Annotated in this window: 28 protein-coding genes and 1 pseudogene; 11 read left to right on the top strand and 18 right to left on the bottom strand. The window is 71.2% G+C overall.

All coding sequences use genetic code 11. The annotated features are described in order from the left end of the window. The first annotated feature begins 8 nt into the window (after positions 1-8). Positions 9-1316 carry a D-arabinono-1,4-lactone oxidase gene (locus ACIQG9_RS22380; RefSeq protein WP_400405503.1) on the top strand — a complete coding sequence of 436 codons (1308 nt, stop codon included), beginning with the start codon at positions 9-11 and terminating at the stop codon, positions 1314-1316. Between the two features lie 117 nt (positions 1317-1433). On the opposite strand, the gene topA is transcribed toward ACIQG9_RS22380, so the two are convergent. The 6 genes from topA to ACIQG9_RS22410 form a co-directional block, all read right to left on the bottom strand. Beyond that, complete coding sequence (gene topA, locus ACIQG9_RS22385) at positions 1434-4295, bottom strand: type I DNA topoisomerase (protein WP_400405506.1); 2862 nt, start codon at positions 4293-4295, stop codon at positions 1434-1436. Positions 4296-4708: 413 nt separating this feature from the next. Then, positions 4709-5326, bottom strand: a complete 618-nt coding sequence (locus ACIQG9_RS22390; protein WP_400405508.1) for a hypothetical protein — start codon at positions 5324-5326, stop codon at positions 4709-4711. Then, positions 5317-5859 carry a hypothetical protein gene (locus ACIQG9_RS22395; RefSeq protein WP_400405511.1) on the bottom strand — a complete coding sequence of 181 codons (543 nt, stop codon included), beginning with the start codon at positions 5857-5859 and terminating at the stop codon, positions 5317-5319. Before ACIQG9_RS22395 ends, ACIQG9_RS22390 begins: the two co-directional genes overlap by 10 nt. Before the next feature lie 116 nt (positions 5860-5975). After that, positions 5976-8336 carry a sodium-translocating pyrophosphatase gene (locus ACIQG9_RS22400; protein WP_400405513.1) on the bottom strand — a complete coding sequence of 787 codons (2361 nt, stop codon included), beginning with the start codon at positions 8334-8336 and terminating at the stop codon, positions 5976-5978. Positions 8337-8652: 316 nt separating this feature from the next. After that, positions 8653-9090, bottom strand: a complete 438-nt coding sequence (locus ACIQG9_RS22405; RefSeq protein WP_400405515.1) for an ATP-binding protein — start codon at positions 9088-9090, stop codon at positions 8653-8655. Next, entirely contained in the window at positions 9087-9443 is a 357-nt protein-coding gene (locus ACIQG9_RS22410; protein WP_400405518.1) for an STAS domain-containing protein, read from the bottom strand. Before ACIQG9_RS22410 ends, ACIQG9_RS22405 begins: the two co-directional genes overlap by 4 nt. Before the next feature lie 142 nt (positions 9444-9585). Between ACIQG9_RS22410 and ACIQG9_RS22415 the strand changes: the two genes are divergently transcribed. From ACIQG9_RS22415 to ACIQG9_RS22430, 4 genes are all read left to right on the top strand, one after another. Then, positions 9586-12096 (top strand): DEAD/DEAH box helicase, encoded by a 2511-nt coding sequence (locus tag ACIQG9_RS22415; RefSeq protein ID WP_400405520.1) that lies wholly within the window; start codon positions 9586-9588, stop codon positions 12094-12096. Positions 12097-12191: 95 nt separating this feature from the next. Beyond that, positions 12192-13022: an NPP1 family protein gene (locus ACIQG9_RS22420; RefSeq protein WP_400405523.1), complete on the top strand. Its 831-nt coding sequence runs from the start codon at positions 12192-12194 to the stop codon at positions 13020-13022. 431 nt (positions 13023-13453) lie between these two features. Further along, positions 13454-13660, top strand: coding sequence for a hypothetical protein (locus tag ACIQG9_RS22425; protein ID WP_400405526.1), 207 nt, complete (start codon positions 13454-13456; stop codon positions 13658-13660). A 46-nt stretch (positions 13661-13706) separates the two neighbouring features. Then, positions 13707-14285 (top strand): hypothetical protein, encoded by a 579-nt coding sequence (locus ACIQG9_RS22430; RefSeq protein ID WP_400405529.1) that lies wholly within the window; start codon positions 13707-13709, stop codon positions 14283-14285. A 52-nt stretch (positions 14286-14337) separates the two neighbouring features. Here the strand turns inward: ACIQG9_RS22430 and ACIQG9_RS22435 are convergent, their stop codons facing one another. The 7 genes and pseudogenes from ACIQG9_RS22435 to ACIQG9_RS22465 all read right to left on the bottom strand — a co-directional run. Then, a complete protein-coding gene (locus tag ACIQG9_RS22435; protein WP_400405531.1) occupies positions 14338-14766 on the bottom strand; it encodes an Rv3654c family TadE-like protein in 429 nt (142 codons plus the stop codon). Next, the gene (locus tag ACIQG9_RS22440; RefSeq protein WP_400405534.1) at positions 14763-15131 is read right to left on the bottom strand and encodes a TadE family type IV pilus minor pilin; all 369 of its coding nucleotides are present in this window, start codon (positions 15129-15131) and stop codon (positions 14763-14765) included. The genes ACIQG9_RS22435 and ACIQG9_RS22440 overlap by 4 nt, the downstream gene beginning before the upstream one ends. Continuing rightward, positions 15128-15295 carry a DUF4244 domain-containing protein gene (locus tag ACIQG9_RS22445; protein ID WP_013283643.1) on the bottom strand — a complete coding sequence of 56 codons (168 nt, stop codon included), beginning with the start codon at positions 15293-15295 and terminating at the stop codon, positions 15128-15130. The genes ACIQG9_RS22440 and ACIQG9_RS22445 overlap by 4 nt, the downstream gene beginning before the upstream one ends. A 24-nt stretch (positions 15296-15319) precedes the next feature. Next, positions 15320-16051, bottom strand: coding sequence for a type II secretion system F family protein (locus ACIQG9_RS22450; RefSeq protein ID WP_400405535.1), 732 nt, complete (start codon positions 16049-16051; stop codon positions 15320-15322). Then, positions 16051-17121, bottom strand: a complete 1071-nt coding sequence (locus ACIQG9_RS22455; protein WP_400405538.1) for a hypothetical protein — start codon at positions 17119-17121, stop codon at positions 16051-16053. Before ACIQG9_RS22455 ends, ACIQG9_RS22450 begins: the two co-directional genes overlap by 1 nt. Beyond that, positions 17118-18320, bottom strand: coding sequence for a TadA family conjugal transfer-associated ATPase (locus ACIQG9_RS22460; RefSeq protein WP_400405541.1), 1203 nt, complete (start codon positions 18318-18320; stop codon positions 17118-17120). Before ACIQG9_RS22460 ends, ACIQG9_RS22455 begins: the two co-directional genes overlap by 4 nt. Beyond that, a pseudogene (locus ACIQG9_RS22465) lies at positions 18317-18493 on the bottom strand (septum site-determining protein minD); the annotation flags it as partial. The gene ACIQG9_RS22460 and the pseudogene ACIQG9_RS22465, both read right to left, overlap by 4 nt. Before the next feature lie 40 nt (positions 18494-18533). Between ACIQG9_RS22465 and ACIQG9_RS22470 the strand changes: the two are divergent. The 3 genes from ACIQG9_RS22470 to ACIQG9_RS22480 all read left to right on the top strand — a co-directional run bounded on the left by ACIQG9_RS22470 (position 18534) and on the right by ACIQG9_RS22480 (position 20819). Next, on the top strand, positions 18534-20027 hold the full coding sequence (locus tag ACIQG9_RS22470) for a recombinase family protein (RefSeq protein WP_400405544.1): 1494 nt from the start codon (positions 18534-18536) through the stop codon (positions 20025-20027). Positions 20028-20163: 136 nt separating this feature from the next. Then, positions 20164-20433 (top strand): hypothetical protein, encoded by a 270-nt coding sequence (locus tag ACIQG9_RS22475; protein ID WP_400405546.1) that lies wholly within the window; start codon positions 20164-20166, stop codon positions 20431-20433. Then, a complete protein-coding gene (locus tag ACIQG9_RS22480; protein WP_400405549.1) occupies positions 20430-20819 on the top strand; it encodes a hypothetical protein in 390 nt (129 codons plus the stop codon). Before ACIQG9_RS22475 ends, ACIQG9_RS22480 begins: the two co-directional genes overlap by 4 nt. A 20-nt stretch (positions 20820-20839) precedes the next feature. Here the strand turns inward: ACIQG9_RS22480 and ACIQG9_RS22485 are convergent, their stop codons facing one another. Both ACIQG9_RS22485 and ACIQG9_RS22490 read right to left on the bottom strand, forming a co-directional pair. After that, the gene (locus ACIQG9_RS22485) at positions 20840-21442 is read right to left on the bottom strand and encodes a hypothetical protein (protein WP_400405551.1); all 603 of its coding nucleotides are present in this window, start codon (positions 21440-21442) and stop codon (positions 20840-20842) included. 48 nt (positions 21443-21490) lie between these two features. Continuing rightward, positions 21491-22051 (bottom strand): hypothetical protein, encoded by a 561-nt coding sequence (locus tag ACIQG9_RS22490; protein WP_400405553.1) that lies wholly within the window; start codon positions 22049-22051, stop codon positions 21491-21493. A gap of 174 nt (positions 22052-22225) precedes the next feature. On the opposite strand from ACIQG9_RS22490, the gene ACIQG9_RS22495 reads away from it, so the two are divergent. Together ACIQG9_RS22495 and ACIQG9_RS22500 are read left to right on the top strand one after the other, a co-directional pair. Next, complete coding sequence (locus ACIQG9_RS22495) at positions 22226-22423, top strand: hypothetical protein (RefSeq protein WP_400405555.1); 198 nt, start codon at positions 22226-22228, stop codon at positions 22421-22423. A gap of 136 nt (positions 22424-22559) precedes the next feature. Then, positions 22560-23243 carry a recombinase family protein gene (locus ACIQG9_RS22500; protein ID WP_400405557.1) on the top strand — a complete coding sequence of 228 codons (684 nt, stop codon included), beginning with the start codon at positions 22560-22562 and terminating at the stop codon, positions 23241-23243. Here the strand turns inward: ACIQG9_RS22500 and ACIQG9_RS22505 are convergent. After that, on the bottom strand, positions 23240-23512 hold the full coding sequence (locus ACIQG9_RS22505) for a hypothetical protein (protein ID WP_400405560.1): 273 nt from the start codon (positions 23510-23512) through the stop codon (positions 23240-23242). The two genes, ACIQG9_RS22500 and ACIQG9_RS22505, sit on opposite strands and share 4 nt — an antisense overlap. Continuing rightward, a complete protein-coding gene (locus ACIQG9_RS22510) occupies positions 23509-23694 on the bottom strand; it encodes a hypothetical protein (protein WP_400405562.1) in 186 nt (61 codons plus the stop codon). Before ACIQG9_RS22510 ends, ACIQG9_RS22505 begins: the two co-directional genes overlap by 4 nt. Before the next feature lie 261 nt (positions 23695-23955). Here ACIQG9_RS22510 and ACIQG9_RS22515 point away from each other — a divergent pair, with 261 nt between their 5' ends. Next, positions 23956-24171: a helix-turn-helix transcriptional regulator gene (locus tag ACIQG9_RS22515; RefSeq protein WP_400405565.1), complete on the top strand. Its 216-nt coding sequence runs from the start codon at positions 23956-23958 to the stop codon at positions 24169-24171. Between the two features lie 71 nt (positions 24172-24242). On the opposite strand, the gene ACIQG9_RS22520 is transcribed toward ACIQG9_RS22515, so the two are convergent. Continuing rightward, positions 24243-24596 (bottom strand): hypothetical protein, encoded by a 354-nt coding sequence (locus ACIQG9_RS22520; protein WP_400405568.1) that lies wholly within the window; start codon positions 24594-24596, stop codon positions 24243-24245. Positions 24597-25276 lie beyond the last annotated feature (680 nt).

A 25276-nucleotide genomic window follows, 5' to 3' on the forward strand; every position in this document is an offset into this window, starting at 1 on the left:
GAGCGCCGATGGCCGGTACCGCCACCGCTTGGTCCAACTGGGCCGGCAACCAGCACAGCGTCGCCACCGCCATCCTGCGCCCTACCAGCGTCCAGGACGTAGCCGAGGCCGTCCTGGACGCGGCGGCGTCGGGCGATCGGATCCGGGTGGTCGGCAGCGGCCACTCGTTCACCCCCATCGCCCTGGCCGACGGCCGGCGGATGGAGCTGACCGATCTGGCGACCGGTGTCCGGATCGACCCGGACACCCGGCTGGTCACCGTCCCCGCCGGCACCACCCTGCGGGCGCTCAACGCGCTGCTCGCCGGGCACGGCCTGGCAATGCCCAACCTGGGCGACATCGACGCGCAGACCGTCGCCGGCGCGATCTCCACCGGCACCCACGGCACCGGCGCCGCCTACGGCTGCCTGTCCACCTTCGTCGAGGCACTCACCCTGGTCACCGGCACCGGCGAGGTGCTGCACTGCTCCGCCGACGAACACCCGGAGATCTTCGCCGCCGCCCGGGTCGGGCTGGGGGCGCTCGGCATCCTGGCCGAGGTCACCCTCCGCTGCGTGGACGCCTTCACCCTCCGGGCGCACGAACGGCCCGCCCCGCTGGACGAGGTGCTGGGCGACCTGCCGGAGCTGGTCGACCGGCACGACCACGTCGAGTTCTACTGGTTCCCGTACACCGACCGGGTGCAGGTCAAGACCAACGACCGGGTACCCGCCGACGACCGGCCGCTGCCCCGCTGGCGCGGCTGGCTGGACGACGACTTCCTCGCCAACACCGTCTTCGCCGGGGCCTGCCGGCTGGGCCGCGCCGTGCCCGCGCTGGCCCCCACCATCAGCGCGGTCTCCGCCCGGGCGCTCACCGAACGCACCTACACCGGCCGCTCCGACGCCGTCTTCTGCACCCCGCGCCGGGTCCGGTTCGTGGAGATGGAGTACGGCATCCCGCGCGCCGCCCTACCGGAGGCGCTGGCCCGGTTGCGGCGCGTCGTCGACCGGCTGCCGTTCAAGGTGCTGTTCCCGGTCGAGGTGCGGTTCACCGCCGCCGACGACATCTGGCTCTCCCACGGCTACGGACGCGACTCGGCGTACCTCGCCGTACACCAGTACGTGGGGATGCCGTACGAGCCGTACTTCCGGGCCTTCGAGGAGGTCGCCACCGGGCTGGGCGGCCGTCCCCACTGGGGCAAGATGCACTACCGCGACGCGGCCTCCCTGGCCACCGCGTACCCGAGGTTCGCCGACTTCCAGGACCTCCGCGCCCGCCTCGACCCCGGCCGCGTCCTCACCAACCCCCACCTCGACCACATCCTCGGCCCCTGACCCCGCGCCCACCCGCTGCCCCGGCGGGGTCGACGTCGTCCGCCGCCCCGACGACCATGTCGACGAGCGCCGGGGCGGGGCCGCCCGACAGCAGGCCCGGGGGCAGGACGGGGAGGGCTACTCGGCGGCGGAGGCGGCCTTGCGAGGAGCGGCCTTCTTGGCCGGGGCCTTCTTCGCCGCAGTGGCCTTCTTCGCCACAGTGGCCTTGGCGGTGGTGGTCTTCTTGGCGGTGGTGGACTTGGCGGCAGCGGTCTTCTTCGCCGCCGTCGCTGCCTTGGTGGCCGTGGCCTTCTTGGCCGGTGCCTTCTTCGCCGCCGCCTTCTTCTTCGGCGCGGGACCCTTCGCCCGCTTCTCGGCGAGCATCTCGGAGGCCTGCTCGATGGTCAGCTCCTCCGGGGTCTGCCCGCGTCGCAGCGACGCGTTGAACTCCCCGTCGGTGACGTACGGTCCGAACCGGCCGTCCTTGATCACCAGCGGCTTCTCGGTCAGCGGGTCGACGCCCATCTCCCGCAGCGGCGGCGCGGCGGCCCGGCGCTGGCGGGCCTTCGGGGCGGCCAGCAGGGCCAGCGCCTCGTCCAGCGTGACGGTGAACATCTTGTCTTCCGAGTCCAGCGAGCGGAACTCGTCACCGCGCTTGACGTACGGGCCGTAGCGGCCGTTGTTGGCGACCACCTCGCCGCCGTCCGGGGCGACGCCGATCAGCCGGGGCAGGCTGAGCAGCCTCAGCGCCTCGTCGAGGGTGAGCGAGTCCGGCGTCTGGGAACGCAGCAGCGAGGACTTCCGCTCGCCGCTGGCCACGTACGGGCCGAACCGGCCGGACTTGAGCAGGATCGGCTCCCCGGTGGCCGGGTCGTCGCCGAGCTTGCGCTCGCCCCCGCCGCCGAGGAACAGCTCGTGCACCTTCTCCGGGGTCAGCTCGTCGGGGGCCAGCCCCTCCGGGATCGGCGCCCGGTCGCCCTGGCCGCCGCCCTCCTCGCCGTCGGCCCTCGGCGCCGGCTGCTCGCCGGGCAGCCCCCGCTGGAGGTACGGCCCGAACCGGCCGACCCGGACGACGACCTCGCGCCCCTCGTCGTCGGTGTGCAGCGGGATCGAGTTGACGCTGCGCGCGTCGATGTCGCTGAGGTTCTCCGTGACCAGCTTCTTCAGCCCGCCGGCGTGGGCGATCGCCTGGTCACCGGTGCCGTTGCTGCTGCCGAAGTAGAACGCGGTGAGGAAGTCGACGGCGGCGTGGTCACCGCCGGCGATCTCGTCCAGCTCGTTCTCCATGCTGGCGGTGAAGTCGTAGTCGATCAGGCGCGGGTAGTGCCGCTCCATCAACCCGATCACCGCGAACGCCAGGAACGTCGGGATCATCGCCTGGCCGCGCTTGGTCACGTAGCCACGGTCCTGGATGGTCTGCATGATCGACGCGTACGTCGACGGGCGGCCGATGCCCAACTCCTCCAGGGCCTTCACCAGCGACGCCTCCGTGTAGCGCGACGGCGGCTGGGTGTGGTGGCCCTGCGCGGCCAGCTCGTCGGCGGTCAGCGGCTGGTCCTTGACCAGGGTGGGCAGCCGACGCTCGGCGTCCTCGGCCTCGGCGTTCTCGTCGTCGGAGGACTCGACGTAGGCCCGCAGGAAACCCGGGTCGGTGATGGTCTTGCCGGTCGCGCCGAAGTCGGCCTCCTCCTGGGCGGCGGAGACCGCGCGGATGCGCACCGAGACGCTGGAGCCGACCGCGTCGGTCATCTGCGAGGCGATGGTGCGCCGCCAGATCAGCTCGTAGAGCTTGAACTCCTCGGCCGACAACTCCTTGGCCACGTCGCCCGGGGTACGGAAGTTGTCCCCCGCCGGGCGGATCGCCTCGTGCGCCTCCTGCGCGTTCTTCACCTTGCCGGTGTAGCGGCGCGGCTCCGGCGGCACGCTGCGCTCGCCGTACAGCTCGACGATCTGCCGGCGGGCCGCCGCGATGGCGGTCTCCGACAGGTTCACCGAGTCGGTACGCATGTAGGTGATGTAGCCGTTCTCGTAGAGCCGCTGCGCGGTGCGCATCGTCTGCTGGGACGAGAACCGCATCTTGCGGGCCGCCTCCTGCTGGAGGGTGGAGGTGATGAACGGCGCGTACGGGCGGCGGCGGTAGGGCTTCTCCTCGACCCGGGTGACGGTGAACGGTCGCCCCGCCAGCCGGGCGGCCAGCCCGCGCGCCCCGCTCTCGTCGAGGTGCACCACGCCGGCGCCGGGCCGGACCCGGCCGGTGGTCGGCTCGAAGTCCTTGCCGGTGGCGATCCGGTCGCCGTTCAAGGCGACCAGGGTGGCGTTGAAGTTCCGCGGCCCCTCGCCCGGGTTCGCCACCGCCAGGGTGGCCAGGATGTCCCAGTACTCGGCGGTGCGGAAGGCCATCCGCTGCCGTTCCCGCTCGACCACGATCCGGGTCGCCACGGACTGCACCCGGCCCGCCGAGAGCTTCGGCATGACCTTCTTCCACAGCACCGGGGAGACCTCGTAGCCGTAGAGCCGGTCGAGGATGCGCCGGGCCTCCTGGGCGTCGACGAGGTCCCGGTCGATCTCGCGCGGGTTCGCCACCGCGGCCTGGATCGCCGGCTTGGTGATCTCGTGGAAGACCATCCGCTTGACCGGCACCTTGGGCTTGAGCGTCTCTACCAGGTGCCAGGCGATCGCCTCGCCCTCGCGGTCCTCGTCCGTCGCCAGGAAGATCTCGTCGACCTCCTTGGCCAGCTTCACCAGCTTGCTGATCTGCTGCTTGCGGTCGGCGGAGACGACGTAGAGGGCGTGGAAGCCGTTGTCGACGTCCACCCCGAGCCGGGCCCACGGCTCACCCTTGTACTTGGCCGGCACGTCGGCGGCGTTGCGCGGGAGGTCCCGGACGTGGCCGAAGCTGGCCTCCACGACGTACCCCGGGCCCAGGTACCCCGAGATCGTCTTGGCCTTCGCCGGTGACTCGACGATGACCAAACGGGTGGTTCCAGCTCTGCTCGGCACGTCTCTCCCCGACCTCGCTCCTACATCCGGCCCGATTTGGACCGCTTTGCACCGCCAGACCACCGCCGGTCCGGATGTCCAACGTAACGCGCCGCCCGGGCTTCGGGTTCCGGGGGCGGCAAACAGCTTCCGCGCGGCGGCACCACCGGCACCACGCGGCCTCGGCGGCTGGACGGCGCCACCGTACACCGTGGGTAGGGTCCGGAGCGGGTCACTGTGACGATGGCGGACTCCGACCTGGGCACACCGGCTCGCTCACGCACCGGCGCCGCGCGCCGACTGTCCGCGATCGGACAGCACGGGCGGCGCGGGCTGATGATCGACTCCAGCTCGCCGGAGTGGCGGTGTCAGAGCGATCCGAATACCGCCATGCCGCCGAAACGGACCCGACCATCCCCCGGTCTGGCCGGGGGTCAGGCGGGTGGGGGTGGCCAGAGCGCGGGGGGCGCGGTCGGCGGCCGGTCGCCCACCAGCTCCGCCAGCCGGGCCAGCCGCCGCCGGCCACTGATCCGGTACGCCGGACCGCCCGCCTCCGCCTCCAGCAGCGCCGCCGGCAGCCCCACCACGGCGAGGGCGGCCCGTACCACCGGCCACCACGGCTGGTCGTCGCCACCCAGCCGGAGCAGGAGGCCGGACTCGTCGGCCGACCCGGCGGCGGCCAGCCAGAGGCGCAGCCGTCGACCGTTGAGGTGGAAGTGGGTCGGCGGGTGTTTCACCCCACCGGCCAGCCAGGCCGTCGCCAGCGGGGCCAGCGTGGTGACGTACGACGTGCGTACGGCGTACCGCTGGTCCCCGGTCGGCTCCCAGCTCGCGGCGAACCCCCGCTGGGCCAGCTCGCCGACGAGCACGTGCACCCGCCAGGCCGCGTCGACCGCGATGGACAGCCGGGCGGTACGTCCCATCCGGTGCACCTCCCCGGGACCGGCGAGCAGGCCGGCCAGGTCGGCGACGGACGGATCCGCCGCCTCGGTCCCGAACAGCGAGAGCTGGCGTACCGGATCGGGGGGTGGGTCGGGCCGGGTCAGCGACACTCCGGGACCTCGTCGAAGGCCCGTTTGAGTTCTTCCGAGTTGAGCCGACCGGTGTCCAGCGCGCTCGCGTCGTACTCCCGGTTGAGGGCGTCCACGGTGGTCTGGACGCCGTCGTAGAAGCCGGTGGCCTGCCCGGTGTCCAACCCGTCGATGGTGTCCCGGGCGCGGCCGTAGGCGTCCCTGATCTTCTCCAGCGAGGTGCGGAAGCCCCGGGAGATCTCGTCGCCGTGGTCGGTTTCCGGGATGCCGGCGTCGGCGATCCGGCGCCGGGCCGTCTCGCTCGCCTCCTCGGCACCGGCGAAGAGCCGCACCAGGTTCTCCTTCGCCTGTGCCGGGGTGGTCTGCGCGGTCATCTGCTGGTGGGTGCTGCTGGTGAGCTTGCTGATCTCGGCCCGCCACGGGGTGAGCGCCTCACAGACCGAGGCCGCCCAGGCCCGTGGGCTGGGTCCGCCGCCGCAGCCGGCGACGGCGAGCACGAGCGTGGCCAGGACCACCGTGAACCTTCCGGCGGCACTCGCCCGGCACGTACGCATGCGATGCAGCGTACGGCGTCGGGGTGAATGTGCCACCGCTCAGGTTTGCCGCCTCCGGCCCGGTCAACGGGCCCCCGACCGGCCTACCACCGGCCGGGGACCCGCTGTGCCGTCGCTCAGGCGTTGACCGATTCCGCCCGTTCCGGGCTGTTGCCCGAGTCGGTGTCGTCGCCGTCCGAGGAGGAGTCCATCGCGACGCCCTTGCGCTTGCTGAAGACCACCGCGGCGACCACGATCAGGGCCGCGACCAGTGCGATGCCCACCCGCAGCGGGGTGTTCCGCTCGTCGCCCACGCTCCAGGCCACCACGGCCGGGGCGATCAGCAGCGAGACCAGGTTCATCACCTTGAGCAGCGGGTTGATCGCTGGGCCGGCGGTGTCCTTGAACGGGTCACCGACGGTGTCGCCGATGACCGTCGCCGCGTGCGACTCGGAGCCCTTGCCGCCGTACGCGCCGTCCTCGACCAGCTTCTTGGCGTTGTCCCACGCGCCACCGGAGTTGGCCAGGAAGACCGCCATCAGGGTGCCCGCGCCGATCGCCCCGGCCAGGTAGGACGCCAGCGCGCCCGGGCCGAGGCCGAAGCCGACCGCGATCGGGGCGAGGATGGCCAGCAGGCCGGGGGTCATCAGCTCGCGCTGCGCGTCCCGGGTGCAGATGTCGACGACCTTGCCGTACTCGGGGCGCTGGGTGCGGTCCATGATCCCGGGCAGCTCGCGGAACTGCCGGCGGACCTCCATCACCACCGCGCCGGCCGAGCGGGACACCGCGTTGATGGCCAGCCCGGAGAAGAGGAAGACCACCGCCGCGCCGATGATCAGGCCGACCAGGTTGCGCGGGTTGGCCACGTTCAGCGCGTTGAGGATCTCGGTGCCGACGTCGGCCACCCCGGCGTCGGAGTACGAGCTGCGCAGGGTGTCGGTGTACGACCCGAAGAGCGCGGTGGCGGCGAGCACCGCGGTGGCGATCGCGATGCCCTTGGTGATCGCCTTGGTGGTGTTGCCGACCGCGTCCAGCTCGGTGAGGATCCGGGCGCCGTCCTCGTCGATGTCGCCGGACATCTCGGCCACGCCCTGGGCGTTGTCGGAGATCGGGCCGAAGGTGTCCATCGCGACGATCACGCCGACGGTGGTGAGCAGGCCGGTGCCGGCCAGCGCCACCGCGAACAGCGAGAGCGTGATGGAGCTGCCGCCGAGCAGGAAGGCGCCGAAGACGCCGGCGCCGATCAGCAGCGCCGAGTAGACCGCCGACTCCAGGCCGACGCTGATGCCGGCGAGGATGACGGTGGCCGCGCCGGTCTGCGAACTCTTGCCGATGTCCTGCACCGGGCGCCGGTTGGTCTCGGTGAAGTAGCCGGTCAGCGCCTGGATGGCGGCGGCCAGCACGATGCCGATGACGACCGCGCCGATGGCCACCAGCCGGGGGTTCTGGTCGATGTCGGCGAGGCCGCCCTCCAGCTCCCCGAAGGTGGCCGGGAGGTAGAGGAAGGCGGCGACCGCCACCAGCACCGCGGAGAGCACCGCGGAGAGGTAGAAGGCCCGGTTGATCGCGGTCAGGCCGTTGCGGTCCGAGACGCGCAGCCGGGTGATGAAGACGCCGACGATGGCGATGAGCACCCCGATGGTGGAGATGATCAGCGGGAAGACCAGGCCGGCCTCGCCGAAGGCGGCCCGGCCGAGGATCAGCGCCGCGACCAGGGTCACCGCGTACGACTCGAACAGGTCGGCGGCCATCCCGGCGCAGTCGCCGACGTTGTCGCCCACGTTGTCGGCGATGGTGGCGGCGTTGCGCGGGTCGTCCTCCGGGATGCCCTGCTCGACCTTGCCGACCAGGTCGGCGCCGACGTCGGCGGCCTTGGTGAAGATGCCGCCGCCGACCCGCATGAACATGGCGAGCAGGGCGGCACCGAAGCCGAAGCCCTCCAGCACGGTCGGGGCGTCGCCCTTGAAGAGGATGACGACCAGCGCGGCGCCGAGAAGGCCGAGCCCGACGGTGAGGAAGCCGACCACACCGCCGGTGCGGAAGGCGATCTTCATGGCGGCTTCCCGGCCGCCCGCCGCCTCCCGGGCGGCGGCGGCGACCCGGAGGTTGGCGCGGGTGGCCAGCCACATGCCGGCCCCGCCGATGAACGCGCTGAACAGGGCACCCACCACGAAGAACGCCGAACGGCCGATCTTCACCGCCAGTTCGCTGCCGTCGGTGTCGTGCACCGGCAGCAGGAAGAGCAGTACCACGGCGATGACCACGAAGATCGCCAGCGTCCTGAACTGCCGGAGCAGGTACGCCGAGGCGCCCTCCTGCACCGCGCCGGAGATCTCCTGCATGTTGGTGGTGCCCTTACCGGCTGCCAACACGGCCTTGGTCAAGGCGGCGGCGAAGACGAGTGCCACCAGCGCGATGACCGCGGCGATGACGACGTATGTCAGGTTTTCTCCGGTGAGGGTCAGCGCGCCGCCTTCGGCGGCCAAGGGTCCGGACATCTATGTCCTCCTGTACCGAACACTGTCGCGGCGGCCAGTGGACGTATGACCGACGCCTGGATGCGGTGGCGCACGCGCTCCGACCCGCTCCGACGGACCATGATCAACGTCCATATCCGCTGGCCGAGGGAAGGATCACGTGCTGACAACCCACAGACTGTAGCCCTGCCGAGTGTTGGAGGTCACACGCGGGGGACGCCGTGTTCGGATGATCTTCGTAACTGTGTTATGAGGAAAAATCTGATATAGGAGCCCATCAGCACGGCGAGGCCGTGACCCACCCGGGGTCACGGCCTCGCACACGGAACGTCACCGATCAGCGGCCGACCGGCCACACCATCCGGACCTCGGTCCCGACGCCGTCGTCCACCGGGCGGACCTGGAGGTCCTCCACGAAACCGGCGAGCAACGCGAAGCCCACCCCGGTGGTCAACGCCTCGTCGGTCAGCGACTCGTTGGCCAGGTCGTCGGCGTTCAACGCGGCCAGGCCGAGGCCCGCCTCGATCGGCGCCCGGTCCACCACCCGCACCGTGTACGCCCCGGAGTCGGACATCTCCACCAGCACCGGGTCGGGCAGGCCGTACTGGTGGTGCAGGGCGACCGCCCGGGTGCACGCCTCACCGATGGCCAGCCGCACCTCGTCGAGCAGATCCTCACGCACCCCGGCCCGGCGGGCCACCGCGACACCGACCAGGCGGGCGGTGCGGACGTGCACCGGGGCCGGCGAGAAGGAGAGCCGGACCGTCGCCATCACGCGCCGGGGCCGGCGGAGTCGGCGGCGACCGCCGTGTCCACCGTCGGGTGCAGGGGGAAGACCTGGTCCAGGGCGGTGATCCGGAAGATCTTGAGCAGCGGCTCCTTGTCGCAGACCAGGGCGAAGGAACCACCGGCCGAGCGGAGCCGCTTGAGGGCGCCGACCAGCACGCCCAGGCCGGTGGAGTCGAGGAAGTCCACCCGACCGAGGTCGACGACCACCCGCCGGGCGCCGCCGTCGATCAGCTCCAGGAGCCGTTCGCGCAGCCGGGGTGCGGTGTAGACATCCACCTCACCGCCGACCTCGAGCACCGTGTGCTCCCCCACGGTGCGGGTCGCCAGCGACAGCTCCATCAGTCCCTCCTCCGAGAGCCGTAAACTCTCCTGGGCATCTAACCATCCCCGTCGAACCACCCGGTGAGGTCACCGGCGGCGGCTCCTCCTTACCCACCGGCCCGGTTGTTCACCACCGAACACCAGTGCGAGAGTGCAGGACGTGAATCCCGCAGCCACCGTGACCGCAGGCCCCGGCCGACCGCCGGCCGAGCTGCTGCGTCGGCTGCGGGCCCGGCACCACGCCACCGACCCGGTCACCCACGTCGAGCGGGTGCCGCCCCGCGCCGGGGAACCAGCGCCCTGGCCGCAGTGGGCCCCCGAGGAGCTGCGCACGGCGTTCGCCCGACGCGGCGTGGTCGCGCCGTGGCGGCACCAGAGCGAGGCCGCCGAGCTGGCGTACGCCGGGCAGCACGTGGTGGTGGCCACCGGCACCGCGTCCGGCAAGTCCCTGGCCTACCAGCTCCCGGCGCTGGCCACCCTGCTCGCCGACCCCCGCGCCACGGTGCTCTACCTGGCCCCCACCAAGGCGCTCGCCGCCGACCAGCTCCGCGCCGTCACCGGCCTGGAACTCGACGGGGTACGCCCCGCCTGCTACGACGGGGACACCCCGCGCACCGAACGGGAGTGGATCCGCCGGCACTCCCGGTTCGTGCTCACCAACCCGGACATGCTGCACCACGGCATCCTCCCCGGGCACGCGCACTGGTCGGGGTTCCTGCGCCGGCTGGCGTACGTGGTCGTCGACGAGTGCCACACCTACCGGGGCGTCTTCGGCTCGCACGTGGCGCACGTGCTGCGCCGGCTGCGGCGGCAGTGCGCGCGCTTCGGTCGTACCCCGGTGTTCCTGCTGGCCTCGGCGACGTCGGGCGACCCGGCGGCGACGGCCGGGCGGCTCACCGGCCTGCCCGTCACCGCCGTCACCGAGGACACCTCGCCGCGCGGCGGGGTCACCTTCGCGCTCTGGGAGCCGCCGCTGCTGCCGCCCGCCGCCGACGCCGTGGTCACCGACGACCTGACCCAGGTCCGCCGGTCGGCGCTGCGGGAGACCGCCGACCTGCTCGCCGACAGCGTCGCCGAGGGGGTACGCACCCTCGCCTTCGTCCGCTCCCGGCGCGGCGCCGAGGTGGTCGCCGCGAACGCCCGACGCGCGCTCGACGAGGCGGTGCCCGGACTGGGCGAGCGGGTGGCCGCCTACCGGGCCGGCTACCTGCGCGAGGAGCGGCGGGAACTGGAACGGGCGCTGCTCCACGGCGACCTGCTCGGGCTGGCCTCCACCAACGCGCTGGAACTCGGCGTCGACCTGGTCGGGCTGGACGCGGTGCTGATCTGCGGCTGGCCGGGCACCCGGGCGTCGCTGTGGCAGCAGGCCGGCCGGGCCGGCCGCTCCGGCGACGAGGCGCTGGCAGTGCTGGTGGCCCGGGACGACCCGCTCGACACCTATCTGGTGCACCATCCGGAGGCGCTCTTCGGCCGGCCGGTCGAGGCGACGGTGCTCGACCCGGCCAACCCGTACGTGCTCGCCCCACAGCTCGCCTGCGCCGCCGCCGAGGCTCCGCTCACCGCCGCCGACCTGGACCTCTTCGGCGACGGGGCGAAGGAGGCCGTCGAGGGGCTGGTCGAGGCCGGGGCGCTGCGGCAGCGGCCGACCGGCTGGTACTGGCGGCACCGGGAACGGCCCGAGGTCGACCTGCGCGGCGAGGGCGCGGCCCCGGTCTGCGTGGTGGAGGCGGCCACCGGGCGGCTGCTCGGCACCGTCGACGGCGGCTCGTCGCACTTCCTCGTCCACCCCGGGGCGGTCTACCTGCACCAGGGCGTCTCGTACGTGGTCGACGCGCTCGACCTCGACGACGGGTGCGCGCTGGTGCACGCCGAGGAGCCGGACTGGTCCACCCACGCCCGGGACGTCACCTCGCTGTCGGTGGTGTCGGTCCGGTCCTACCTGGACGCCGGCCCGGTCGGCCTCTTCCTCGGCGAGGTGGACGTGACCAGCCAGGTGGTGTCGTACCAGCGACGCCGGATCGCCTCCGGCGAGGTGATCGACACCCGGCCGCTGGACCTGCCGGCCCGGGAGCTGCGGACCGTCGCCGTCTGGTTCACCCTCTCCCCGCAGTCCCTGGCGGCAGCCGGCGTCGAGGCGGCGGACGTGCCGGGGGCCCTGCACGCGGCCGAGCACGCCGCGATCGGGCTGCTCCCGCTGATGGCCACCTGCGACCGCTGGGACATCGGGGGGCTCTCCACCGCCGTCCACCCGGACACCGAGGCACCGACCGTCTTCGTCTACGACGGTCACCCCGGCGGGGCTGGCTTCGCCGAACGGGCGTACCGGACGGCGGCTGGCTGGCTGACCGCCACCCGGGACGCCATCGCCGAGTGCGGGTGCGAGGCGGGCTGCCCGTCCTGCGTCCAGTCCCCGAAGTGCGGCAACGGCAACAACCCGCTGTCGAAGCCGGGCGCGGTCCGGGTCCTCGACGTGGTCCTGGCCAACCTTCCCGCGGCTGCCTCCGCTCCCGCCCGGGCGCGTCCGGGCGACGGTGGGCCGGCCACCGACGCTTCCGCTCCTGCTTCTGCTTCTGCTCCTGCTTCTACTGGCACCGACGGGCGGACCGGGTCGGTGCCGGCGCTGCCCCGCCAGGACCGGACGCCGACCGGGTCCACCGGCGACCACGGCTGACCCGCACCACCGGTGGTCGCTTTGGGATCGCCAATGATCGATGCTATGGGGAGCATGTCCCATCGATTCCCATGACATCGACAGGAGAAACACCGATGCGGGCGACACCTCTCAGTGCACCACCCGGCGGAGCGCGCCCGGGTGGCCGCCGGAGCCACCGCCGGTTCGGCCGGCTGTCCTACCTGGCGAGCGCGTCGTTGGCCGCCCTCGCGCTGGTCTTCACCGCGCCGGGGGTGGCCTACGCCGATCCACCCCAGGCCCTCGACTGGAACGCACCGTGGTCGGACCGCACGTACGAGCCGGCCTTCGACTACGACGGCGACGGCTGCTACCCCACCCCCGCCATCGGGCGGGACGGCACGATCGCCCCGGGCCTGGCCCTCGGTGGTGCCGAGAACGGCCACTGCCGCGACTCGTGGGATCTCGACAACACCAACGCCTACTCGCGGGTCAAGTGCAACAACGGCTGGTGCGCCTACATGTACACCCTGTACTTCGAGAAGGACCAGGCCTCGCTGGGGCCCGGCAGCGCCGGCCACCGGCACGACTGGGAGCACGTCGTGGTGTGGGTGCAGGGCGAGTGGGGGATGTGGGTCGCCACCTCCGTCCACGGCAGTTACAAGATCAAGCACCGCAACGACGTGCCGTGGGACGACACCGGGAAGCACCCCAAGGTGATCTACCACAAGGACGGCGGCAGCACGCACGCCTTCCGGCACGCCGCCTTCGGTGAGGTGCCGGAGAACCACAAGGGCACGTGGCAGTACCCGCCGTTGATCGGCTGGGACAACTACCCGCCCGGCTTCCGGGACCGACTGGTGAACCACAACTTCGGCAGTGCCACCTTCGGCATCAAGGACGGCACCTTCGAGAACGAACTCGCCAAGGCCAGGCCGGCCGGCGTCCCGCTGGATCCCTGGGGCTGAACCGGACCAGGGCCCAAGAGAATCACCGGCCGGAAGTTCCCGTGACGCGAGTCCGGGCCGGAGCATTCGCGGCCGGGGCCGACGGTTGGCGGCGGCCGGTTGGCGGGTGGCGCAGGTCGAGCAGGGATGCCGGGGCATCGGCGTCCTGGGGGGCGCCGGGGGTGCCGGTGCCGCGGCGCGTCCTCGGCAAAGGCTCCGCGCCCGCCAAGGGTCGGGCGCCGGGCGCTCTCCCGGGGAGAGCGCCCGGGGCCACTCCCGGCCACTTCCGATCGTGGCGGGCCCCGGTGGCATTCTCGGGTGGTCCGGGATCCGGGATCCGTGCATGAGCCGGGCGACATCTGGGCATGATGCATGGGAGCGCTTCCATTGATGTTCGGGAGTGCCCGCCTCACCGCCGACGCTGCCGTTCTTCCCGACCCGGAGGAGAAGCCGTGGCCGACACGATCGCCGAGACAGTCGACCTGCTCTACACCATCGACCAGGACAAGCTCACCCCCGACCAGCAGATCGCGCTGGGTGCCGCGCTGGCCGGACTGGCTCAGGCGGAACGCCTGGAGCAGATCAACGAACGACTGCGCGGCATCCACCAGGTGCTCAACGCCTGGGCGCTGAAGGCGGCCGTCGAGGGCGGACGCTGAGCGTCGGGTTGTGCGAGACTCCGGCGCACCCTTCGGAGGAGTTCTCATGCAGCTAGACAGTTTGCAGACGCAGCACCAGTTCCACGTCCGGCAGCGGATCCGGATGATGGTCAACCAGTACGAGGTCCGGGCCGTGGCGCCGGACGGCACCGAGGGCGAACTGCTGGCGTTCGCGCAGCAGAAGCGGCTCGCCTTCAAGGAGCAGGTCACCATCTACGCCGACGACTCCAAGCAGCACCCGCTGCTCGGTTTCAAGGCCCGCCAGCGGCTCGACCTCGGTGCCACGTACGACGTGACCGACCACGCCGGCACCCCGATCGGGCTGTTCCGCAAGGACTTCGCCCAGTCGCTGCTCCGCTCGACGTGGCACGTCGAGCAGGCCGGCCTGCCGCAGATCACCGGCCAGGAGCGGAGCATGCCGGTGGCGCTGCTGCGCCGGTTCGTCGACTCGCTCTCCTGGCTGCCGTACCACTTCGACTTCGTCGCCGGGGGCCAGCCGGTCTTCTCGGTGATCAAGAAGTGGGGCCTGCGCGACCGGTACGTCGTCGAGGTGCAGAACCCGCAGATCGACCGGCGACTGGTGATCGCCATGGCGATCGGCCTGGACGCCCTCCAGGGCCGCTGACCGGCCGGCCGGCCCCGGGGCGCACGGTTCACCGTCGTACGCCCCGGGGCGGTCACCGGGCTTCACCACGTACCGGTGCACCACGAACCGGCCCGGCGCGGGCAGTGACGGTGGCGGCCCGCCGTAGCCCCGGCAACGGGGTGACGGCCACCTCGACCGTCACCACCACGTCGAGACCGTCGACCCGGCACCCGGTGAGTCGGCCGCCGTTGGCCTGGGCGAACTCGCCGGCCGTCGCGCAGGCCACCTCGGTACCGCGCAGCACCTGACCCGCTGCGGCCAGGGCACCGAAGTCGGCGCCGACCCTGGCCTGGTGCCGGGCGACCCGGGCGGCACCGATCGCCGCCCCGAACACCCCGACCAGCACGAAGACCATCCCGACGGCGAGCAGCAGCACGGTGGCGCCGCCCCGGTCGGGCGACGGTTCGACCGCCGACCCGGTCGGGGGGTGGCGACCGGCCGGGACACCGGCACGACTCATGGCGGGGGCTCCGGTGCGCCGGGTTCGACGGCGGCGACCGTGGTGGCCTCGACCGTGATCCGGGGCAGCCTCGCGCCGAGGGTGCGGACCGGTGCCCGCACCGTCGCGGTGACCCGGTCCTCGGTGACCGAGATCGAGACGACCGCCGACTCCGGCGCGATCCGGGCACCGGCGGTGACGCCGTCCCCGCCCCGGGAGGCGGTGAGCGCCGCCTCCCGGGCCGCGTCCAGACAGGCCGCCTTCGTGGTGACCGCGTCGACCGCGGTGAGGCCGGCGAGCAGGAGCAGGAGCAGCGCCGGCAGGCCGGCCGCCAGTTCGGCGGTGAACGAGCCCCGATCCCGGCCGGCCGGCCGGCGCGGTCTCACTTCAACGCCCGGTCGATCACGGCCGTCAACGCGGACTGCACGTTGCCCGAGGTGAGCACCTTGAGCAGGATGCCGGCGAAGGCCACGGCGGCGAGGGTGCCCACGGCGTACTCGGCGGTGTTCATCCCCGCGTCCCCGCGCAGCCGGGTGAGGAGTTTGCGCATCTGTCGTTCCCTTCTCGACGGTTGTCACAGCACGTCACCGAGGACGGCGACGATCACCGGCACCAGGCCGGCGAGAATGAAGGCCGGCAGGAAGCACAGGCCCAGCGGCAGCACGATCAGCACACCGGCCCGCCGGGCGGCGGCCTCCGCGGCGGTGGACCGGTCCGCCCGCAGGTCGTCGGCGACCCGGGTGAGCGCCCCGGCGAGCGCGGCGCCACTGCGGGAGGAGCGCAGTGCGGCGGTGACCATCCGGTCCGCCCCGGGTACCGGGCCGAGGTACGCCCACGCCTCCTCCGGCTCACCGCCGAGCAGCAGCGTGCGTCCGATCCGGGCGAGCCGGTCGGCCAGCGGGCCGCCCAACGCGTCGGCCACCGCGAGCACGGAACGGTCGACCGGCGCGCCGGCCCGCAGGGCCGCCGCCAGCAGGTCGGCGGCGAGCGGAAGGTCGGCGGCCTCCCGTAGCCGGCGGTCCCGGGCGGCCCGGGGTTCGATCCGGCGCAGCAGCCGGTCCGCCACCAGGGCGGTGAGCACGCCGACCAGGCCACCCGACCAGCCGCCGACGAGCAGCAGGACCGCCAGGCCGGCCAGGGCGGCACCGAGTCGCACCGGATCGGGCCACCAGGCCGGCCGGCGACGGGCCGGGGCCGGCCGGCGCTCGGTGAGGACGGACAGCCGCCGGCCCGGCCGGACACCGCGCACCGCGAGGAGCAGCGCTGCGGCGGCCAGGCAGCCGGCGGAAAGCTCCGCCCGGGACATCAGGCGCTTCCGTCCGGTGTGCGGCCGAGCCGCTCGGCCCAGAGCAGCCCACCTGCCTGTAGGCCCATCGCGGCGACGGCGCACGCGCCGCCCACGGGGGTGTGCAGGAGCACCGCCAACGGGTCGGCGCCGATGCCGTAGCCCAGGCCGATCCCGCCGAGCGGAAGCGCGGCCAGCAGCAGGGCGGTGGCGCGGGCACCGGCCGCCTGGGCGGCGGCACTGGCCAGCCCCCGGTCGTGCGCCCGGGCGTCGGCCTCCACGCGGTCGAGGAGTTCGGCCAGTGGCGCGCCGGTCCGGTCGGCCAGCCGGACGGCGGCCCGGGCAAGCTCGTCCAGCCGGTCCGACCCGCCGGTGCCGGCCAACGCCGGAACGGGCAGGCCGGCCCGCAGGTCGGCCGCGAGCGCGGCGAGCCGATCCAGCCGGAGGCGACGCTCACGGCCGGCCCGCGCCTGCGCCCGCCGCCGGAGCAGTCCGCGCGCGCCGAGCACCCCGTAACCGGCCAGGAGGACGGCGGCGACCGGACCCGCGGTGAGCACGCCCGTACCGGCGCCGACCAACCCGACCAGGAACATGACCCGACGCGGCCGTCCGGCCCCGGACCACACCGGCCGGAGCCGGCGCAGCGCCCCGCCGAACCGGATCGCCCCCGGACGACCTACCGTCGACCTGCCCGGCCGCCCGAGCCGCACGGGATGCGGCCCACGCCGGACGTGCCCTGGCAGGAACAGGCCCAGGATCGGAGCGGCCGGCGCGGCCGGCGCGTCGCCCGGTGCCTCGGCTGATCCGGGCAGGGCCGGACCGGCACCGGACCGGCCCAGCGTCGAGGCGGTGAGCCGGGCCAGCGTCGAGGCGGTGGACCGGCCCGACCCGGCCACGGCGGGCCCGTCCACTGCGAGTGGGCCGGGCCACGGCAGGCGGGAGCCGGGTGGGGTGGTGTCCGCCGGCCCGGCGGATCTCGGTGCCGGCCCGAGCAGGGCGCGGCGGCGACGCCGGCTGCTGCGCACCGGCCAGGCGACCACCACGGCCGCCCCGGCCAGCAGGACGGTCGCCACCCAGAGCGTGGGGCTCATGCCGGCCCCGCCGAGCCGGGCCAGGGCTCGCAGAGGATCGGCGGCACCGCCACCCCCCGATCCCGCAGCAGGGTGGCGAGCGGTCGGCCGGCCAGCCCGAGACCATGGCCCCGGACCCAGGCCGGTACGACGGTGACCAGCCGCTCAGGCCCTTCCGGCAGGAGCAGGCAGATCGACTCCAGTATCCGGCCGGTCGGGCCCCGACGGACCTGGACCAGCACCTGGAGCGCCGCCGTGACCTGGGCGTGCAGGGCCGCCCGGGGCAGCCCGCCCAGCAGCCCGAGCGCCTCCAACCGGGCCGGCACGTCGGCCGGCGTGTTGGCGTGCAACGTGCCCGCCCCGCCGTCGTGCCCGGTGTTGAGCGCGGCCAGCAGGTCGACCACCTCCGCGCCCCGGCACTCGCCCACCACCAGCCGGTCGGGGCGCATCCGCAGCGCCTGCCGGACCAGCTCGCTCAGCCCGACCGCGCCGGAACCCTCCACGTTGGCGGTCCGGGCCTGGAGGCCGACCACGTGCGGGTGCACCGGGTGCAGCTCGGCGGCGTCCTCCACCAGCACGATCCGCTCCGTCGCGGGAACCAGCCCCAGCAGCGTGTTGAGCAGGGTCGTCTTGCCCGAGCCGGTACCCCCGGTGACCAGGTACGCCAGCCGGGCGGCGACCACTGCGGCGAGCACCGGGGCCACCGGACGTGGCACGGTGCCCTGCTGGACCAGTTCGTCGAGGGTGAACGGGCGCTGCCGGAAGGTGCGCAGGGAGAGATAGGGACCGTCGGTCGCCACCGGGGGCAGTACGGCGTGCAGCCGGGTGCCGTCGGCCAGTCGCGCGTCGGCGTACGGGGAGCCGTCGTCGAGGCGACGACCCGCGCTGGCGGTGAGCCGCTGCGCCAACCGGCGTACGTCGTCGACCGAGCCCAGCGGCAGCGCCACCTGACGCAGACCCGATCCCCGGTCCACCCAGACCCGGACGCCGTTGACCAGCACGTCGGTGACCTCCGGATCGGCGAGCAGCGGGGCGAGCGGACCGGCGCCCACCAGGTCGTCATGGACCCGGTCGGCGATCCGCAGCACGGCGGTGTCGCCGAGGACGGCCGCGGTCGGCTCGGCACGTACGGCGGAGACGATCGCCGCCGGGGTGACCGGGGTGGCCTCGTCGGCGATCCGCTGCCGGACCCGGGCGGCCAGCTCGTCGGGCCCGGTCATGCCGCACCCGGCATCGGCAGGCCGGTGAGTTCGGTGACGAGCCGACGGCAGAGCCCGGCGAGCGGGCCGCGCCCGGCGGCGGCCGGGGCCTCGCCGCGTTCCAGACCCCGACAGAGTGCGGGCTCGGGACGCAGGGTGCCGGCCAGCGGGAGCCCGAGCGCGCGGGCCACCTCGAACTGCCGGAAAACATGCACCCATTGTACGATCGGCTCCATGACGCCCCGACGTGCGGCGAAGTACCGCCGGATCAGCGATGACCGAGAGGGCCGAGAGCTAGGCATCACTCGACAAGACGAAGATCTTGATGCGTTAGCCGAGCGAGAGAATCTGGTGTACGTCGCTGAGTACGTAGACAACGACATCAGCGCGTCGACCCGATCGAAGAAGCGCCGCCCTGACTACGAGCGGATGATGGCTGACGCCAAGGCCGGTCAGTTTGAGGTCATCGCGGCCTACACCACCGGTCGCCTTACCCGTCGACCCCGCGAGCACGAGGACTTGATTGATCTGGCTGTGGGCCACGGCATCGAGTTCAAGTACATCCGATCGCCAAGCTTCGACCTGACCACCGCTCAAGGCCGACGCATCGCGCGCACCCTGGCCGCTCAGGACGCTGGTGAAGCCGAGGACATTGCTGAGCGCACCGAGCGGGACGTACGACGGAGGGCCGAGGCCGGCGAGTTCCACGGGGGAAACCTGCCGTTCGGCATCGACGGTGACCGAGAGATCGTCAAGGGCAAGCTTCGGTACGTCAGGTTCCGGCACCACACCAGCGACGCGCCACGGGTCAGGGATGCTGTTCGCCGGTTGCTGGCCGGTGAGACGGTCTATGGAATTGGCAAGGACTACGCGATGCAGCGCCGGACGCTCCTGCGTGCCCTGACGAACCCCGCCATCGCTGGCCTGCGCGAGTACAACGGCCAGTTCTACCCCACACCTTGGAAGCCGATCGTGAATCGCGAGGACTGGGAGCGGGTGCGCGAGATCCTGGCCGATCCATCGCGCAAGAAGAGCGAGACCAATCAGCGCAAGTACATGCTGTCGGGACTGGTCTACTGCCACTGTGGCGGGCGGATGCTGTCGACCAGCGCCAAGCGCACCGAGGGACCAACCTACGAATGCAACCCCGGTCGGATCGGAACCAAAAACTGCGGACGCGCTCGGATCGTCATGAGGCCGTTAGAGCAGTACATCGCGGAGCAGGTCTTCACCCGGCTCGACTCCCCCGACCTACGGGCAGCGATGGCCCGCGACCGGGAAGGTGTTGACGACACCGAGCGTGACTTGCGGAAGGCCATCCGCCGCGACGAGGACGCCTTGACGCGCCTCGGAGATGAGCGCGACGACAACCTGATCGATGAAGCCGAGTACCGCCGACGCCGGGCACGACTTGCCGACCGCCTAGAGGTCAACCGGGCCGCACTGGACAAGGCGACCGCTGCTCGGGTCCACACCCGCCTGCCGTCCGGTACCGAACTGCGGAAGGTGTGGGCCGAGCGTGACGACGTGTGGAGACGGACCATCCTCGCCTCGGTCATCGAACGCATCGACATCGGCCCACACCCGATCAACCCCGAGACGGGAAGGTTGTTCACCAGCGCACCCCCGAGGCGACGGGGCGAGGACGAGGACGCCTGGCGTCGGCGGTTCGAACTCCACCGCGCGAAGGTGTTCTCCCAGCGCGTAACCGTGACGTGGCTGGTGTGAAGACGTCACGGATTCCATGACCCGAGTTCTGCTTTCATTTAATTGACTAACGCAGATCCCCAAGAGATGGCGCATTATACAACTGTGTGATAATGCAAGTATGGCAAGCATTGACGAGGTGGCTCGCCTTCGTCGGATGACTGATCTGTCCGAGGATGACGAGACTTACACAAGTGATCTACTCGGACTGATGATCGATGACCTGGGCATCGAGATGGCTGCCGCAACAGTCTGGAAGGAGAAGGCAGCCAAGTACGCCGGGCTGGTGGACGTGACCGAGAGTGGATCGTCTCGGCGGTTGAGCCAGCTGTACGACCAGGCGCTGAGGGTCGGTAACTCCTTCATCCCGGACCCGACCGACGACACGCGCGGACGGTCGTTCACGGTGGAGGTCGAGCGGGCATGAGCGAGCTGGAGGCCCAACGGCGGATGACCGCCGCGCTGGTTGCGTACGACCCCACGGAAGCGGCTCTCATTCCGCGTGTGAAGACCGTAACGGCGTCCGGGGCGGCATCGTATACCGACGGCACGCCACGGGCCTCTCAGCGGTTCAAGCTGTCCCTGCTCAACTACGACCAGCGACCCGACGTGACGCTCGCCGGAGGTGTGGTCCGCAAGGCCGACTATCACCTCATCGGGCCACACGACATGGCGATTGAGATTGGAGACCACTGGACCGACGCTGACGGGACGCGGTACGACGTGACCGGCTTCACCGAGGGGTGGGGCTACATGCGGAAGGCGTTCGTGGTTCGGACGCTCAAGGGCGAGAAGGTGGTTCCGGCGCTATGACCGTAACGCGGCTGGTCTGACTACCGGACGAGATCAGTGATTGCGGCTGCGAGGGCCGCTGCTACCCCTACGCCTACAGCCAGTGTCGCCATCACTCGCGCCAAGGACGGCTCGGTGTACTGCCGAGGTACAACACGCACCGGAGAATTGAGATCCACCCTCTTCCACTTGTGCCCGTTGGCGTCGGTGAACAGGATCTCGACGTACGAGCCCTCTTCAACGATCTTCTTGAAGGGTTTCCCCAGCTCCCGCCACACGGGTAGCTGCCCCTCCTCTTCGCCCACGAGAACAGGTATCCGGTGCGGCGGCCCCATCGGGTTGTTCTCCCAGACGTGTCGGATCGTCACGTCGAGGATGGGTGCGCTGCTCAAATTCATGATCCGGTAACCCATCATGTCGTGACCGCCGCGTGAACCGAACGACTTAGCCATCCCGGTCAGCGTTGCCACGACAAGCCGAGCCTGCGATGCCTCGGCGTCCTGCTTCTCCTCACGCCGGACGCGGATCTCGTGACGGAACAGCAGACCCGTGAAGATCACGGCAGCCGTTGACATCACCAGGCCGGCGAGGCTGCCCCATGCCTGCATCCAGTCCGTGACCTTTGGGGCTTCCTCAGCGAGCACCGGGCCAGGGTACGACCATCGATCCACCCCGGCCCGGCACCGTTAACGCTAGAACCAACCCCGGTCGACGAAGGTGAAGCCCGCCTGACGGCAGTAGTAGTCGGTGTCGAAGGATGCGGGACCGGCCAGGTTCTTTAAGAGCTCCGCGAACTGAGCCAGCGTCGAGGACACCTCGTAACGCTCAAGCTCCGCGTCCTCGCCCGGCTCACGGTCACGGAAGATCGGGTCAGGGTTCGGCACGTACCCCCGCCGCTGATCCACACCCCAGAGCAGCGTGCGATAGACCGGCGCACCGTTCCACAAGATGTCCGCGTAGAAGGGGTGGACCTGCTTGTTGAGCGGGAACCTTTCAGCCCATTCCGGGGTGCTCTCGCGGTCGTCGTCATCGTTGAGCTCGTACCCCCACGCCAGGGCAAGCTCGACCTGGTCCTTGTTCACGAAGTGGTACGTGTGGAAGCGAGGGTGCCACCGGCCGCGCTCGGCGGCGACCTGCTCCCGCCAGCCCACCAAGCCCACCGGTCCCCCGTCCGAGCCCCAGATCGGAATTTTCGACCACTGGTCCCGACTCTCCGCTGCCAGCACCGCGTCGAACAGCTTGTGAAGCTCCACTCAGTACTCCCCTCGTGATCATCTACCGATCGACTGTAACGCTGACCTCGCGGTCCGTCATTCCCGCCAGTTGAAGGCCAAGTCTCAGACCAGATGGGAAGGGGTTAGGACTGGTCAGCGGCCCCTCTTACGTTGCTGCTGCGCCACCGGGGCGCACCAACCGAGGAGGACACCGTGACGGAGCCGACCACCCCCGCGAAGCCCATGACCATCGGTAAGGCGAAGGCCACCGCGGCTAAGCCGGAGTTCGCCCCGAAGGTCAACGACAAGGGCCGCCTGGATCACTCCGACTGCGGTCACGACCGCACCCTCGCCGGTCGGTCGGCCTGCCGGGCCAACCACAAGGCCGCTCAGGAAGCCGCCAAGAAGTGACCTGCGTGGACGGAGCCGGGGACTTCCCCCGGCTCCCCTCCCCCTGCGACCTCGACTGCGAGCCGTGCAACCGGGACACCGGCGAGGTGTGCACGTGTGGCCCGGACTGTGACCCACCGGTCGGGGGTGACATGCGGTGACCCGCACGATGCTCGCTTACGTCCGGCGCTCCAAGAAGAACCGCAAGCGCCCGGACGATCCGGCGTACGGGATCGAGGCACAGCGCACGATCATCGAGCGTGCAGCCGATGCGAACGACTGGCGGTTGGTGTGGGCGCCTGCCGACGATGGCGCTACGGGTGCCCACACCCGCCGGGCTGGCCTGACGTGGGCTCTGGATCAGCTCGCGGCCGGGAAGGCTGATGGCCTGGTCGTCGCCAAGCTCAACCGGCTATCGCGGTCGGTGGCCGACTTCGCCCAGGTTCTACGGGTGGCGAAGAAGCAGCGATGGTCGGTCGTCGCGCTGGATCTCGGCATCGACACGTCTACCGTGAACGGCCGCCTGGTCGCCAACATCGTCATGAGCGTTGCCGAGTGGGAGCGCGAGATCATCAGCCAGCGCACGGTGGAAGCCCTCGCGGAGGCCAAGGAGTCCGGCGTGAAGCTCGGTCGGCCGATCCTCGTCCCGAAGCCCGTCATCCGGCGCATCCGTCGATTGAGGTCCAGCGGCCACACCCTCCGGGCCATCGCTGAGCAGCTCAACGCCGATCGGGTACCGACCGCGCACGGTGGCGACCGGTGGCACAGCTCCACGATCCGAGGCGTTCTGAGGCGGTCCGGTGGCGACCCACACCCGACGACACCCGCACCGGTGGGTTAACGCCTCTGCGGCGACCTGGACCGCCTCTGTTGCCCGACCGGCACGGGGGCGGTTCGTCGTTGGACCACCAACCCCGCCGGCTGCACGAAGATCGACCGCCGGGCCACTGCCTCGCCTTTGGCGTCGAGCTGGTAGCCGTCGAGCCAGATCCACCCGTCGTAGGTGATCCAGTCGAGCACGCGGATGACTCGAAACATGATCGGGTTGATGAACTGCACGCTAGCCGCGCGGGTCACCTGCACCAGGTCACCGGCTCGGGGTGTGGTCATCGGGTCCACCCCAGCAGAGCGCGGGCCTTACGCCACTCCTTGATCCGGGCGCGGGCCTCCCCCACCGCCGGGCAGAGGTCGGCCTCGGCGCATCGAGAGCAGCGCTTGTGGTGGTGGCGGTCCAGACAAGCCCAGGCGAGCAACACCGGGAAGGGCGCCTCGCGGTGCACGGGAACCATCATGATCCCTCCGGCCAGTGCCCCCGATTGATCGGGACGCGGTACTTCGCGTAGCAGGGGAGGTCCCGTCCGCACCGACAGGTCACCCGCTTGAGCAGGTGGTTCCAGGTCGGCCGATGCCTGCGCGCCAGGGTCAGAGCTACGGCGGTTAAATACTCCCCGTATGGGACGTGTCGCGTCATGTGTCCACCGTCGCGCGTAACCGATGGTCTAGTCAACCGGCTATAGCCAAAAGGATAGGGCTGGTCTGCATACGTTCGACGTATGGACCGAGGGCCGGGGCAGCTCATGGGGCCCTACGAGATCGCTCAGCGCCTCGGTGTCTCGCGGCAGCGCTTCCAGCAGCTTGCCCGGTACCCCACCTTCCCGAAGCCGTACCAGGAGCTTCGCGGCATGAAGGTGTGGTTGGCCGAGGACGTCGAGCTGTGGATTAAGGAGCACCGGCAGCCCCGCCCGACTGATGAGGACACTCAGGACTAGAGGCACGAGTGCCAGAAAGCAGAGAGCCCCTAGCGCGAGGAAATCTCACGCCAGGGGCAACTCCGCCACTGTCAGATGTGGGAGCCAGCCGTCGTCAGGTCGACGATCTGGGCCGAACCCGCACCCCACTTCACGACATCCGCCGCATGCTGAGCGCCGGTGTAGTTGGTGTAGGTCTCCGACGCCGCGACCAAGATCCGGTTGTTGGTGCTCCACACGCGCCACGACCACGGCTGGCTGCCGGAGTTGGAGAGGAACACCTCGAACCGCAGGCTCAACGCCGAGGTCTTGAGCTTCTGCGCCGCGCTGATTGCGTCGGCCTTGTTGTGCAGCGTCTCCGACTTCGCCAGCTCGCGGTTGTTGTCGGCGATGACCCGCCAGAAGTAAGGCTGGGCGCCCTGCGCCCGCAAGATCTGGAACTGCATCGACTTGCCCTCCTGCGCCCGCCGTCTCAGCAGCGGATGCGCGCGAGGCCGAGTCATCCGTTAACAGGAACGTGACCGGGGGCAGAGCCCCGGCCTCGCCACTCCAGTTGTATGGTTCAAGTGCAGCCCTAGCAAGTTGCACGAGCCCCGGACGGATGTCGAACCTCGGCATCTGGCCGGGGCTCTTCTCGTTCTCGTTGCTCACAGTAGGGGTAGATCTCGATGCCGTCAAGTCGAACTACATCCGCGTACTTACTAGATGTTGAGTCTATTTAGTTTGTAGGCCGCTACATCTAGTAGGAGGAAGAAGCTCACCCGCGCACGGGTGATCATCACCCTCGCGCTCTTCGCAACGCTCTGTAGTCACCCGCCGGCGACGATGCCTCAAGATCGCCTAGTGAGCAGCAGCGGTCGCCGGACCGCCAGATCCACACCTCGCGTCCGCGTGCTGAACGAAGCTCCCCCCGGAACTTGATCTTCGAAGGTCCTCCTGAAAGCCAGAACCCTTCCACCCCCCGACCTCGACAACGCATGGCGCGATGCCCCCGGCCGCGAGGCCGGCCCTCCCCAGAGAGGTCGATGCCACGAGCCTACCTCACACCCCAGACACACCACCCGCAACAGTGCCCACCAACGGCCCTCAGGTCCACGCAGACGGTCGAACTGGACTGAGGGGTGGG

This window comes from Micromonospora sp. NPDC092111 (assembly GCF_044755745.1).
Classification (GTDB): Bacteria; Actinomycetota; Actinomycetes; order Mycobacteriales; family Micromonosporaceae; genus Micromonospora.